Here is a 13,887-nt window from a genome sequence, read left to right on the forward strand (position 1 = left end):
TCGTGCCCAAGTTCGTTCTCAGACAGATCGTTCGGTTCGTGCTGCTGATGCTGGCGGTCAGCTTGGTGGTGTTCGCCCTGGTGAGCGCGTCGCCTGTCGATCCCGTGCAGGCGAACGTGGGGCAGGCCGCCGTCATCGGCATGTCCGACGAGAAGCAGGCGCAGCTTGCCGCCTATTGGGGGGCGGATGCGCCGTTTTGGGAACGCTACTTGAATTGGCTGAGTGCGTTCGTTCAGGGTGACATGGGTGAATCGCTGCGCTTCAATGCGCGGGTGGCCGATGTCATAGCCACCCGCGCTCTCAACTCACTTGCGCTCATGGCAATCGCGTGGGTTGCGAGCGGCGTGCTGGGACTTGCCCTGGGCATCGTGGCGGGCGCGTTTCGTGGCCGCTGGCCCGACAAACTGGTAAAAGGATATTGCTACCTACTCGCTTCGACGCCCACGTTTTGGCTGGGCTTGGTGGCGCTTATGGTGTTCTCGGTATGGCTGGGATGGTTCCCTTTGGGATTTTCGGCCCCGGTTGGCGTGGCTGCGTCCGAGGTGACGCTTGCGGATGCGGCCTACCACATCGTGCTGCCCGCCCTTGTGCTCTCGCTTTCAGGTGTGGCGAACATCGCACTCCATACGCGCGAGAAACTGGTAGACGTTTTAGAGTCCGACTATGTTCGGTTCGCCCGCGCGCGCGGCGAAAAGCTTGGCGTTATCGTGCGACGTCATGGGCTGCGCAACCTGCTGCTGCCGGCGATAACGCTCCAATTCGCATCCTTGTCTGAGATTTTCGGCGGATCGGTGCTGGTGGAGCAGGTCTTCTCATATCCGGGGCTGGGGCAGGCCGCCATCACGGCGGGACTCGGCGGCGACGCGGCGCTTTTGGCGGGCATCGCGGTGGTTTCTGCTGCGTTGGTGTTCGGCGGCAACCTGATCGCCAATCTGCTCTACGGCGCGGTGGACCCGCGTATGCGCGTCGCGTTCCGCAAGGATGCTTCCGACGGGCGCGGTAGCCATGGGAATGCCTCCGATGCGAAGGAGGCCGCCCATGTTGGCTAGCTGGCAGGAGGGGTATGCCACCCAGGGCGCCGTGCTGCATCTTCCTCGGTCATCGGGCTCTAACCGCCTGGTCGCTCTTGCGGCTTGTATCGGGGCGGCGCTGGCGCTGGTCGCCGTCGTGATCGCGGGCATCGCGCTGACTCCCGTCGCGTCGGCGGTGGATTTCGAGGCGAAGAACCTCGCACCCTGCTTGGCGCATCCGTTCGGCACCGATTGGATGGGGCGCGACATGCTGGCGCGCACGCTGGCCGGCCTTTCCACAAGCGTGCTTTTGGGCGTTGCCGCCGCCGTTGTTTCGTCGGTCATTGCCGTGGTGCTGGGTGCGGCGGCCGCGTTGGGCGGTCCCAAGGTCGATGCCGTGGTCAATTGGATGATCGATCTCATGCTGGGCATTCCCCATATCGTACTGCTGGTGCTTATTTCCTATGCGCTGGGCAAGGGATTTTGGGGCGTGGCCGTGGGCATCGCCATAACGCACTGGCCAAGCCTTGCCCGCGTGGTGCGTGCCGAGATTCTGCAGTGCCGCCAGGCGCCCTATATCCAGGCGGCGCGCGCGCTGGGCAAAAGCCGCGTGAGCATCGCCGTGCGTCATATGATTCCGTTCGTATTTCCCCAGTACCTGGTAGGGCTCATCCTCATGTTTCCGCATGCGATTTTGCATGAGGCGTCCATCACGTTTTTGGGGTTCGGCTTGCCGCCCGAGCAGCCCGCTATCGGCGTGATTCTCAGCGAGTCGATGACATATCTTTCGGCCGGCATGTGGTGGCTCGCGGTGTTTCCGGGGCTGGCGCTTATCGCGGTGGTGCTGGTGTTCGACATCGCGGGTTCGAGCCTTCGGGCGCTCATCGATCCGCATAGGTCGCAGGAATAGAGGAGGGGATATGCAGGAGAAGCATGACGATATTTCCTCCCGTCCGGCCATGGGGGAGCTGACGGTGCAAGGGGCGAAGCCGGCCGAGCACGATTGCCGCGAGGCCGCGCTCAATCACGAGCGCTTGATCCACGCTTCGGCGGAATTCCACCATCATCACAGCCATGCGTCCGCTTCGCATCATGCTGGCGGGCACCATTTGCTGCAGGTGGAAAACCTGAGCATGGGTTTTTCGATGTACGACCCCGACGAGCCGCGTTTCTTCCGCGCCAAAAAACGTCTTGTGCCTGCCATTAAAGACCTGAGCGTGTCGGTGCATGCGGGCGAGGTGATGGCGGTTGTGGGTGCCTCCGGGTCGGGCAAGACGCTTCTTGCCGATGCGATATTCGCCCTGTTCGAGCCCAATGCCGAGGCGCGAGGCACCGTGTGGTTCGATGGAGAACACTGCGGTGCGGATAGTTTGGCGCGCCTGCGTGGGCGCGGCATCTCGCTTGTGCCGCAGAGCGTGTCGCATCTCGACCCGCTCATGAAGGTGGGCAAGCAGGTGCGGGGCGTGGCGCGTGACGCCGCCGATGCGAAAAGGCGCGAGCGGAAACAGCGCGAGCTGTTCGAGCGCTACGGCCTTGCGCCCGAAGTGGAAGAGATGTATCCCTTCGAGCTTTCAGGCGGCATGGCGCGGCGTGTGCTTCTGTGCAGCGCCCTCATCGATGAGCCGCGCCTGATAGTGGCGGATGAGCCGACGCCTGGCCTTGACCTCGACCTGGCGGTAAAAGCGTTGGATGACCTGCGGGCGTTCGCCAATGAGGGCGGCGGCGTGCTGCTTATCACGCACGATATCGAGCTCGCCTTGCGCGTGTCCGACCGCATCGCCGTGTTCAAGGACGGCACGGTGGTGGAGGAGACGTCGGTGGCTGCGTTCGAGTCGCCCGAGACGCTGCGACACCCGTTTTCGCGGGAGCTTTGGCATGCGGTGTTTGGAAGCGAAGCGAATTCGGGCTCGGCAAAGCCGGAGAGGCGTTTCGATGTGCGGGGGCGTACGGGCGAGAAGGACCGCGTAAACGACAAAGATGCTCTGCGCCCTGACCGCCAAGGGTCGAGAAACGAACCGGATCAATGCCTGGAAGCGTGTGACATCTCGTTCGCCTATCCGGGCGGACGGCAGTTGTTCAACGGTCTTGAGCTTCGCGTCGAGCCGGGGGAACGTGTGGCGCTCACCGCGCCGAGCGGATTCGGCAAAACCACACTGTGTCGCATCCTTGCTGGGTATCTTGTGCCCGCTGGGGGCAGCGTAACGGTTGACGGCGAGCCGCTTCCCAACCGAGGGGCGCTTCCTGTCCAGCTTATCGGTCAGCATCCGGAAACCATGGTCGACCCGCGCATGCGCATGCGAGCGATTATGGAGGAGGCGGGCTTTGTGAGCGATGAAATCGTGCAGGGGCTGGGCATCCGCGAGGCGTGGATGCGCCGCCATCCGCATGAGCTTTCCGGCGGTGAGCTGCAGCGTTTCTGCATCGCCCGCGCGCTGGCCGCCAATCCGCGATACCTGATTTGCGACGAGACCACGGCGATGTTCGACGCGGTGGCGCAGGCGGAAATATGGCGTTATCTCGTGGACTATACGCAGCGGCATGGCATAGGACTTGTGCTGGTGAGCCATTCGCCGTCGCTCGTGGAACGCGTGGCGACGCGTGTGGTGAAACTGGATTAGGCGAGCGATGCGCTGGCATGCTTGATATACTTGCAGACTTTGGACGTTCCTTGCGGTTGCTCGCCGCCCTGTCGCGTCCGATTGTCGTTTTGCTTGCTAGGAGGAATAACCGTGCGCACGCCGCGTTCCCGTTTGCCCAAGGACTTTTCGCTGGAGGAGCATCTTGCCGGATGCGCGCAGGCGGTGGAGTTTTATCCGGAAGCCAGCAGGGGCCACTGGCATGCGTGGTCGCCTGCGGAATCCGTATCGGGCGCGGAAGGCGTCGCTGCATGGGCGGACGCCAGGCGTGGCGCTCCGGGTAGGCGGATGCGTGCTTCTTCGGCACAGGACGATGCCGTCGGGTCGTTCGGCCCTTTGGTGGGCGATACGCCATCTGCCGCCGCTGAGCACGTAAGGGCGTTTTCTTCCGAATCGCGACACGAGCGCGTCGTTCTCGATCTGGGTTGTGGCAAGGGCGAATACACGGTGGCGGTGGCCAAGCTGCACCCGGCCACGTTGTTCGTCGGTCTTGACGTGGAAGAAATCTGCGTGATGCGCGCCGCCGAGCTTGCGGTTGAGGAAGGCGTGTCCAACGTGGTGTTCGTATACGCCGACGACCCCGATTTGCGTGAGCTATTCGCGCCCGGCGAGTTGGACGGCATTCTCATGAACTTTCCCACGCCGTTTCACAAGAAGAAAAAGGCACATCTGCGACTGACGTACCTTGATCGCTTAATGGCATATCGTGAGATTTTGGCGCCCGAAGCGTCGATCAGGCTTCGCACTGACAGCATGCCGTTTCGCGATTTCTCGCTTACGCAGCTTGAACTTGCGGGCTATGACCTGCGGTGGAACACCGATGACGTGCGCGCGATGTTCCCCGATGAGCCGATGAGCGCCTACGAGTCCAAGCTGACCGCCCAAGGTGCCACGGTATGCGGGTTCGAGGCGGTGCCGGGGCCGGCGCCCGAGCATGTGGAGCAGACGGCGCCCTTGAGCCTGGTGAGCTATCTGCCCGAAAGCATCGAGGATATAGATTATGTCCCCCACGGCATGCAGGGATGCGTGGCCAACATGCGCGGCCGCCGCGCCAACCGCCGCGCAAAGGGGCTTTCCGAATGGACCCCGCCGGTGGTGTAGATTTTGCCGCTGACGCCGGCTTGCGACTGCGCTATACGTCCCGCGACTGGCAATCACCGCTTCGGGCGATGGCGAGGCATGCACGGGTGGGTGCGTTTCTGCGCTGCTTGCGTGGTGTCGCGGCGCTGTTTGCGTCGGTCGTTCACGAGGCTGCTATACTTTTGCGCACATGAACGCATCGAGAAAGAAGGTTCTTGGTGGAAGCGAATACGATGAATGAGGCGACGGAGGTCCAGGCCATGGACGCGAAAGCCCTGATTCTTGCTGCGGGTGCCGGCACCCGCATGAAGTCCGAAAAGCCCAAAGTTGCCCACGAGGTTCTGGGCAAGCCGCTGGTGCGCTGGGTAGTGGATGCTGCGCACGATGCCGGCATGTCCGAGGTCATCAGCGTGCTCGGCCACATGGCCGACAAGGTGTCTCCGCTGGTGGAGGGCGATACCACCATCGTCATGCAGACCCAGCAGCTGGGCACGGGCGACGCTGTGAACGCCGCCCGTGAGGCCATGACCGGCGAGGACGGCACGATTGCCCCCGGCACGCTCGTGGTGCTTTCCGGCGACTGCCCGCTCATCACTCCCGAAACCATCCGCGCGCTGGTGGCTAAGCGCGAGCAGACGAACGCCGCCGTGGTGGTGCTCACTATGCATATGGACGATCCGTTCGGCTACGGCCGCATCGTGCGCGAAGGCGAAGGCGACGCGGTGGCGCGCATCGTGGAGCAGAAGGACGCCTCGCCCGAAGAGGCCACCATCACCGAGTGCAACGCAGGCTTCTATGCCTTCGACGCGCCGGCGCTGTTCGACGCGCTGACCCGCGTGTCCAACGACAACGCGCAGGGCGAGTACTACCTCACCGACGTGCTGGAAATTTGCCGCAACGACGGCCGCGAGGTGCTGGCGCTTATGACCGACGACGCCGAGGAGGCCATGGGCGTGAATTCGCGCATCCAGCTGGCCCAGGCGACGCGTGCCATGCAGCGCCGCATCAATGAGCGCCACATGGCGGCGGGCGTCACCATGTGGGATCCGACCACGGTGTGGATCGGTCCTGACGTCGTGCTGGAAAACGACGTCGAGCTTCTGCCTAACGTGATGCTTCTGGGCAAGACCTCGGTGGGACGTGACAGCGTGATCGGCCCCAACACGCGCCTGACCGACACGGTGGTAGGCCGCGGCTGCCGCGTGGACGAGACGGTGGCCGAGGGCGCCCAGATCGACGACGAGGCCACCAGCGGTCCGCGCGCGTATCTGCGCACGGGCGCGCATCTGTGCGAGGGCGCGAAGGCCGGCACGCACGTGGAAATCAAGAAATCCACCATCGGCGCAGGCAGCAAGGTGCCGCATCTTTCCTACATCGGCGACACCCAGATGGGCGCGGGCGTGAATATCGGCGCCGGCTCGATCACCTGCAACTACGACGGCGTGAACAAGAACAAGACCGTCATCGGCGACAACGTGTTCGTGGGCAGCGACACCATGATGGTAGCTCCGGTGACCATCGGCGAAGGTGCCATCATCGGCGCGGCGTCCTGCATCACGCACGATGTGGCGCCCGACGCTCTGGCGCTCGAACGCAGCGAGCAGAAGGAGATTCCCGGCTGGGCTGCCAAGCATATGGCCAAGCTCAAGGCTGCCAAAGAGCAGAAAGCACAGTAGTCGCGCACCAGGAATCTCGCCGTGCGCTCAAGCGATCAAGATTGCATGCAAACGCCCGCAGCCGTTTCTTTGGCCGCGGGCGTTTTTCGTCCTTCTGCCTTTTCTTGCGACAGCTGCTATTTCGCTGCGGTTTTTAACGGAAATTGCGCGATAATAATAAAGTTGTGTATGCAGACGGATGGCGCAGCAGTGCGACGATGTGCCAAGCGACAGGGCAGGAGTAGAACATGACCCAGATGGAGAAGAATCTGATGCTGTTCAGCGGTTCGGTGAACCCCGAGCTTGCCGAGCAGATTGCCAAGGAACTTGGCATGTCTTTGGGCAACGTCAAGCTCGAGACGTTCGCCAACGGCGAAATCTACGCTCGCTATCAGGAAAGCGTGCGCGGCGCCGACGTGTTCCTGATTCAGTCCGTCGCGGGCCCGCACATCAACGATGCGCTGATGGAACTGCTCATCATGGCCGATGCCGCCAAACGCGCCTCCGCCCGCAGCATTTCCGCCGTGGTCACCCATTACGGCTATGCCCGCCAGGAGCGCAAGGCAGCTCCGCGCGAGCCCATCACGGCTAAGCTGGTCGCCGATCTGATTACCGCTTCCGGCGTTGACAACATCGTGACCATCGACCTGCACCAGGACGCCATCCAGGGCTTCTTCGACATGCCGGTCAACCACATGACCGCCATGCCCATCTTCGTGGATTACTTCAAGAACAAGGGCTTGAACTTCGAAGAGGTGTGCGTAGTTTCCCCCGACGTGGGACGCGCCAAGGCTGCCAAGAAGTTCCAGATGCTGCTTGATTGCGACATTGCCATCATGCACAAGGATCGTCCGAAGCATAACCAGGCCGAGATTACCGCGCTAATTGGCGACGTGACCGACAAGATCTGCATCCTCAACGATGACATGATCGATACGGGCGGATCGCTGGTTGCCGCCGCCGCTACGCTCAAGGCTCGCGGCGCCAAGCAGGTGTACGCATGCGCCACGCATGGCCTGTTCAGCGGCCCTGCGTATGAGCGCATCGAGAATTCCTGCATCGAGGAGGTCGTGGTGACCAACGCGGTGCCCGTGCCGCTGGAGCGCCAGACTGGCAAGATCAAGGTGCTGTCTGTGGCGCCGCTGTTCGCCAAGACCATCAAGAACGTTTACGAGAACGGCTCCGTCGCTTCTCTGTTCGCGTAAGAGCATCCGAACATATCTGATATGTGTGGGCGTCGTTAGCAGCGGCGCCCATTTTTTGCCAGCCTCTCAATCGCAGAGGCGGATTTTGCTAGAAGCGTGGCGGGTTCGTGGATTCGGTGGGCATGAGACGTCGCGGCGTTGCGATTAGTGCGAAAGTAAATGCGTTTCTGGAAAGGCAGGACGCATGGCCACCATTATCGACTATCTCGAACATGAGTTTGCGACCTTCGAAGAGGTCCCGTTCAATCCCGTAGACTCGCTCATTCTGTCCGAGTTTTGCATGGTGCGGATGGAAGGGGTGCTAGAGCCCAGCGAAACGGGGGTTCGCCCCGGGGTTATCGGTCGTCTTTCGGAGCGTTTCATTCCCGCGAAGCACGCTCAGTTCCGCGACGCGCTTCGTGCCGAATTCTACGACGACATGTTCACGGGCTTGGTCCCGTCCAAGGTCAAAGAACTCGCGTTGGCGCTTGCTGCCAGCCCGCGGTTCCGCGACATGCTCATCACCCGTTATGCAAGCGTGTTCGACGATGACGATCCGGTGCAGTTTGCCGCGTACGCGTTCACCTATAAGGACCAATTCACGTATGTAGGTTTCCGCGGGACCGATACGTCGTTTGCGGGCTGGCGCGAGGATTTCGACATGGCATACATGCAGTCGGTTCCTGCGCAGGAGTACGCGGCGCAATACCTGGAGGATATCGCCCCGTACGTGCCGGGCTCGCTCATCGTGGGCGGGCATTCCAAAGGCGGAAACCTCGCGATTTATGCCGCCGCCAACGTGTCGGAAAAGGTGTTCTCGCGCATCGAGAAGATTTATTGCCATGACGGACCGGGATTCAGGCGCGATACGTTTTCTGATGACCAGGTCAAGCGTACGGTTGGGCTCTTGCATAAAACCGTGCCCCAGGATTCTGTAGTGGGCATGCTCATGGAAACGCGTGCGAATTATCGCGTGGTTCATAGCACCGCCAAGGGCATCATGCAGCACGATCCCTTTTCGTGGCAGGTGGACGGGCGCGATTTCGTGTACGACGAACGCCTTTCCGACGGTGCGCTGTTCATGGACCGCGTGTTTGACGAGTGGCTTTCGCGTTACAGCGACGAGGAGCTGCGCGTGATCGTGGATGCCCTGTTCGAGATGTTCGAGGCGTCGGGAACCACCAACCTCTCCGAGCTGTTCAGCGGCGGGGCCAAAATGGTGGGTGGCCTGATGGATGCGGCGCGCAACGCGAGTGGCAAGACGCGTGGCGTGCTCACCGGGGCGGCTGCCACTCTGTCTGAAGTGGTGTTTAAGAACGTGGGCGGCGACTTGAGCCAAATATTCCGCCGCGGCGTATCCGAGGTTTTGGGGCCTAAGACGGAGGAATAGCACGGCGGTTTCGGCTATCGCGCACCAGGCGCAGGTTCATCGGACGGTGGGTGTGTTCTGTTTTCTTTCCCGATGACTGCCGCTTTGTTTGTTTTTTCGTACAATCGCGTGAAGACATGAGCGCAATGCCGTGACGCCTTTGGGGCGTGGCGAATTCATAGAGCAAGAAAGAGCATTTGGATGAAGATGATCGTGGGCCTGGGCAATCCGGGCGATGAATACGCGCATACGAGGCACAATGCCGGTTTCGACACCGTGGACCTGATTGCCGAGGAGTATCGCGCGAATTATTGGAAAACCGAATGCGGCGCGCTGACCGCGAAGGTGAAAATCGCTGGCGAAGAGGTGCTGCTGGCAAAGCCGCAGAGCTATATGAACACGTCGGGCGGGCCGGTCAAGCAGCTGTGCTCGACGTATAAGCTTACGCCGGCCGACATCGTGGTGGTTCACGACGAGCTCGATATCGACCCCGGGACGATTCGCGTGAAGTTTGGCGGCGGCCTTGCGGGGCACAACGGTCTCAAATCGATCGCCGATAAGCTACAGACCAAGGATTGGACACGCGTGCGTGTGGGCATCGGTCGTCCGCCGGGACGCATGCCGGTGGTGGATTGGGTGCTTTCCGTGCCCAAGAAAGAGGCGTGGGACGATTTTGTCCAGGGCACGCAGCTTGCCGCCGAAGCGGCGCCGTTTTTCCTGGAGAACGGTCTGGAGAAAACGCAGCAGAAGTTCAACTAACGAAATCGCCGGCAAAGATGCCGGCGATTTGCTTTACGGTGCCGTACAATGTCCTAGGATTATTAAAGGCGGGAACGGCGAAAGGCGGGAGGCATGCTGAGCAATCTGGTCGTGTGCTACCTGTTCTTGGGTGGTGCCGGTGGGGGTGCCTGCATGGTGCTGTCCGTTCTGGGGCTTCTTTCGCCACGCGATGCGATTGCTGCTGCCTGCTCGTCGCGAGGCGGCGCTGCACTTGCCAATGCTGCCGCCTTTTCGGATGGCTCTGCGCGTTTGCGCGCGAACGCTTCCGTCTGCTGCCAGCCTGTCGTGTGGCGGTTTGCACCAGTCGGTATGTATCGTCGGTTATTCGTTTCCGGGCACACCGCTTCGCTTATCGCGCTTGCGCTTGGGGCGTTCTGTCTCGTGGCCGATCTTGCACGCTCGGATAGGGTAGCGCTCCTTTTCCTCAGCCCTACGCCGACTTTCATTACGATGGGCACATGGCTTCTCGTGGCCGCTCTATCGCTTACGTGCGTCACGCTTCTCATGTGGGGCTCCGCAAACGGCGCACGTTTTGCCCTCGTGCGCATCGTGCAGGCGCTGTCGTGCGTCGTGGGCCTGGGCGTGATTCTCTACACGGGGCTTTTGCTGCAGGGGATTGCGGCGGTGCCTCTGTGGGCTACGCCTTGGCTGCCCATTCTCTTCGTGCTTTCCTCTGTCTCGTGCGGGGTTGCGTTGGTGCTGCTCTCGTCCTATGCGGCGGGTGCGCTTTCGGCTTTCGAGTCAGTCATGCGCAGGCTTCTCACCGCCGATATTCTGGTCATTGCGCTTGAGGCGCTGGCGACAATCCTACTGGTGGCGGCCTCGCTCCATGGTGTCTCGCCGCTGAACGCCGCAAATGGTCTGGGGTTTGCGAATAACCCCACCGATGCGGCGGCAATCGCTTCGGCGGGCGAGCTATTGTGCGGGGCAAACGCATGGGTGTTCTGGCTGTGCTTCGTGGCGACGGGCCTAGTGATTCCGCTTATTCTCGAATGCATCAGTTTGAACGACTCCCGCAAGAGGCCCGCAATTGCATGCGTGATTGCATGTTGTGTTTTGCTGGGCGGTTTCGCAATGAGATACTGCGTCATCATGGCGGGCCTGCACCCCGTGGCGGTGTCTGCGATGATGTTCCTTGGATGAGAAAGACGGATGTGACTAAATGGCCGAGTTTCCCTTTGAAGTAGATACGACGAGCAATGTGCCTCCATGGGTGCAGCTTGCTCAGCGCATCGCGTACCTGATTAGCTCGGGGTACTTCAAACCGGGCGATCAGTTGCCTACGGTTCGTGCACTGGCGTCAGACATATCTCTTAACTTCAACACCGTGAACAAGGCGTATTTGAGCTTGTCGAACGATGGCTACCTGGAGTCCATTCGCGGCAAAGGCGTATTCGTGCGAAGCTTGGACGCCGAGTTGGGAAACGAATGCACGCAAGAGGTCGACCGAATGCTGGACGACTTCATTTCCGGCTGTCGCGATCTAGGTCTTTCGCTCGATGACATTCAGCAGCGGGTGAACCGCAGGGTCAAAAAGCTCAAGAAGGAAGAAGAAACCGCGCAGGAAAGGCGGATGTAGCATGAGGGGCAAACGAGAGGGCGGAAACTGGGGCGTGCGCCCCGATGCGGCTTCGATGTCGGCGCGGGAGCGTTTTGCCGTGCGTCCCGACGCAATCACCACGCTTGCGGAGGGCGAACGCGCGTCGAATGCGGGCGTATGGCTCTTTTCCGCCATGGTGTTCGTGGTGACATTCGCGGCGGTAGCTGCCGTTTTCGCGGCCGTGCAGGGCGAGATTGGTCTGGTGGCGGTACTGGTCAGCGCCATCATCGCGATGCTTGCCACGATGGCGATTCATATCGCGCAGCAGTGGGAGAAGGTCATCGTGCTGCGCTTCGGCAAATTCAACCGTGTGAGCGGGCCGGGGCTCTTCTGGACGATTCCCTTTATCGAGCAGAATACGATGCGTGTGGACGGCCGCATGCGCGTGACCACGTTCGGAGCTGAGGAAACGCTCACGGCCGACTTGGTTCCGCTCAATGTGAACGCCGTGCTGTTCTGGATGGTGTGGGATGCTAAAGCGGCGTGCCTGGAAGTGGGTAATTTCACGCATGCCGTCGAGCTTGCGGCGCAGACCGCGCTGCGCGATGCCATCGGTCGCGCGGGTGCCGCCGAGGTTGCTATTCGTCGCGAACAGCTGGATCGCGAGCTCAAGCGCGTTCTCGAAGAAAAGGCGGATCAGTGGGGCATCAGCATTCTCTCGGTGGAGGTGCGCGATATCTTGGTGCCCAAGGAGCTTCAGGATGTGATGTCGCTTGAGGCTCAGGCAGAGCAGCGCAAGAAAGCGCGCATCATCCTGACCGAAGCGGAGCAGGACATCTGTCAGGCATATGACGAGATGGGCGAGGTGTACGGCAACAACGATGGGGCCATGCGTCTGCGCGCGATGCATCTACTCTACGAGAGCGTGCGTGAGACGGGCGGCACCGTGGTGGTGCCTTCGAGCTTCAGCGAGGGCTTTGGCGATGTGCTGGGCGATGGTGGCAAGGATGCTGCCGCAAAGGCTCTGCGAGATTTAGCGACGGGGAAGTAGGGACGCCGCCTATTCCCTCACCATATCCTTGAACGATATCAGCGTCACATTGTCCATCGCCTGAGCTTTGGTATGGCATGCATCGGTGAATCCGCTTTTGCTGAAAACCATGTAATGCCTTTTGGAGTAACGGAACAGCTCGCTTCGGAAAACAAGGGTATCTAGAATATCGCTGCCCACCTGCTCGTTGCGCCATTTGCATTCAGCGAAGCAGGCGTTTCCGTCGGAATCATCGAACACGATGTCTATTTCTTCCTGGCTTTTTGTCCGCGGGTCGCTGCCCCACCATCTGCCCATGCGAATGGGCATGACGGGCACCTTGCCCAGGCGTGCTAGGCGATAGATGTACTGCGAGCAGATTTTTTCGAACACGGCTCCCATGAATTCGGGAATGTGAGGCTCAATTCGCTTCATGGCCAGATCGCCCATCTCGTTTTGGATGAGCCCCATGGATTGGGGAACGAACTTATACCAAAATCGAAACATGGAATCGTCGACGCAATAGATGGCGCGTTTATTGCTGGACTCTCCAAAGGGGAGCTCTCTGCGAATGATGCCCAACGAAGAAAGCTTAGCAAGGTATGTGCTCGTATTGCTTTCGGTGATTTTTGCCGTAGTTGCAATTTCGTTCAGTCGCGTTTTCCCTGATGCCACGGCTGTGATGATGCTGTCGTATTGGGCAGGGTTTCGGCATTCTTGCAACAAAAGATTGCCCGGCTCCTCAAAAAGGTATCCGCTGGGTGTGAGGTAGAGGCGCTCGATATTCTGCTTGAGGCTTAACGAGGAGTCTATCTTTTCTGCATAGGCCGGTATGCCGCCTGTGATGCCGTAGTACACCGCTGCGTCGGTTTCGCTCGCCTGCGGCCAACAATGTTTGGCCGTGAAAAAATCGAGGGGGTTGATTTTGAACTGTGCAGTACGTCGTCCATAGAGCGGGCTTTCGTAACCAAGCACTTGCTCCTCCATAAAGGAGAGGGATGAGCCGCATAGGACGAGTTTCAGTTTGGTGCTCTGCTTATAAACGTGGTCGATTTTCTCTTGCAGAAGGGATGAAATCTCGGGGGATGATTGCGCAAGGTAGGGGTATTCGTCGATGACGAACACCAATCGCTGTGCTTGAGAAAGCTGGGCAAGGGCGTCGAACGCATCATCAAAGCTTTCGAATGCGCCGCCTGACGGCCCCTCGGAAAACGCGAATATAGCATCGCTCAGCATGCGAAGATTTGCTTGCGCGTTTGTGCGTCGGGCCTGAACATAAATCGCTCGCTTGCCTCGGATGAATTCAGAAATGAGTCGGGTTTTCCCAACGCGCCTGCGGCCATAGATGACCGGCATTTCAAAGGTGTCTGTTTCGTAAAGCCTATTGAGCTCTGCGAGCTCTTTCTCGCGTCCGACGAACATGGGTCTCTCCTATGAGTTAATCTTATGTCTTGCTATATTATAGTGGCATATATTATAGATAGCTATAAGAATCACTAAAGTGCGGTTTATCACAAAATAGAATAATCCTAGGACAAATAATCCTAGGATAGGTATTGATTATCCTAGGATAGGTTCGTATAGTGCGAGCTAGAAGAATTTG

The 13,887-nt window shown here is 60.1% G+C and carries 12 protein-coding genes; 11 read left to right on the plus strand and 1 reads right to left on the minus strand.

What is annotated here, in order from left to right:
* Positions 1 to 2: 2 nt before the first annotated feature.
* The 11 genes from Q0J60_RS01725 (at position 3) to Q0J60_RS01775 (ending at position 12,305) form a co-directional block, all read left to right on the plus strand.
* Positions 3 to 1,049 (plus strand): ABC transporter permease, encoded by a 1,047-nt coding sequence (locus Q0J60_RS01725; RefSeq protein ID WP_294438472.1) that lies wholly within the window; start codon positions 3 to 5, stop codon positions 1,047 to 1,049.
* Positions 1,039 to 1,920, plus strand: a complete 882-nt coding sequence (locus Q0J60_RS01730) for an ABC transporter permease (protein WP_294438474.1) — start codon at positions 1,039 to 1,041, stop codon at positions 1,918 to 1,920. Before Q0J60_RS01725 ends, Q0J60_RS01730 begins: the two co-directional genes overlap by 11 nt.
* 10 nt (positions 1,921 to 1,930) lie before the next feature.
* On the plus strand, positions 1,931 to 3,628 hold the full coding sequence (locus tag Q0J60_RS01735) for an ABC transporter ATP-binding protein (RefSeq protein WP_294438475.1): 1,698 nt from the start codon (positions 1,931 to 1,933) through the stop codon (positions 3,626 to 3,628).
* 111 nt (positions 3,629 to 3,739) lie between these two features.
* On the plus strand, positions 3,740 to 4,747 hold the full coding sequence (locus Q0J60_RS01740; protein ID WP_294438476.1) for a tRNA (guanosine(46)-N(7))-methyltransferase TrmB: 1,008 nt from the start codon (positions 3,740 to 3,742) through the stop codon (positions 4,745 to 4,747).
* A gap of 239 nt (positions 4,748 to 4,986) precedes the next feature.
* Positions 4,987 to 6,402, plus strand: a complete 1,416-nt coding sequence (gene glmU, locus Q0J60_RS01745; RefSeq protein ID WP_294438532.1) for a bifunctional UDP-N-acetylglucosamine diphosphorylase/glucosamine-1-phosphate N-acetyltransferase GlmU — start codon at positions 4,987 to 4,989, stop codon at positions 6,400 to 6,402.
* A 227-nt stretch (positions 6,403 to 6,629) separates the two neighbouring features.
* Entirely contained in the window at positions 6,630 to 7,586 is a 957-nt protein-coding gene (locus tag Q0J60_RS01750; protein WP_294438477.1) for a ribose-phosphate pyrophosphokinase, read from the plus strand.
* 184 nt (positions 7,587 to 7,770) lie between these two features.
* Entirely contained in the window at positions 7,771 to 8,955 is a 1,185-nt protein-coding gene (locus Q0J60_RS01755) for an Mbeg1-like protein (protein ID WP_294438478.1), read from the plus strand.
* A gap of 180 nt (positions 8,956 to 9,135) precedes the next feature.
* The gene (gene pth, locus Q0J60_RS01760; RefSeq protein ID WP_294438479.1) at positions 9,136 to 9,693 is read left to right on the plus strand and encodes an aminoacyl-tRNA hydrolase; all 558 of its coding nucleotides are present in this window, start codon (positions 9,136 to 9,138) and stop codon (positions 9,691 to 9,693) included.
* Between the two features lie 93 nt (positions 9,694 to 9,786).
* A complete protein-coding gene (nrfD, locus tag Q0J60_RS01765; RefSeq protein ID WP_294438480.1) occupies positions 9,787 to 10,857 on the plus strand; it encodes an NrfD/PsrC family molybdoenzyme membrane anchor subunit in 1,071 nt (356 codons plus the stop codon).
* A 19-nt stretch (positions 10,858 to 10,876) separates the two neighbouring features.
* Positions 10,877 to 11,293: a GntR family transcriptional regulator gene (locus Q0J60_RS01770; RefSeq protein WP_294438481.1), complete on the plus strand. Its 417-nt coding sequence runs from the start codon at positions 10,877 to 10,879 to the stop codon at positions 11,291 to 11,293.
* Between the two features lies 1 nt (position 11,294).
* Complete coding sequence (locus Q0J60_RS01775) at positions 11,295 to 12,305, plus strand: slipin family protein (protein ID WP_294438482.1); 1,011 nt, start codon at positions 11,295 to 11,297, stop codon at positions 12,303 to 12,305.
* A gap of 9 nt (positions 12,306 to 12,314) precedes the next feature.
* On the opposite strand, the gene Q0J60_RS01780 is transcribed toward Q0J60_RS01775, so the two are convergent.
* Complete coding sequence (locus Q0J60_RS01780; RefSeq protein WP_294438483.1) at positions 12,315 to 13,706, minus strand: ATP-binding protein; 1,392 nt, start codon at positions 13,704 to 13,706, stop codon at positions 12,315 to 12,317.
* Positions 13,707 to 13,887: the final 181 nt, after the last annotated feature.

The organism is uncultured Slackia sp., from assembly GCF_944321625.1.
Taxonomy (GTDB): Bacteria; Actinomycetota; Coriobacteriia; order Coriobacteriales; family Eggerthellaceae; genus Slackia.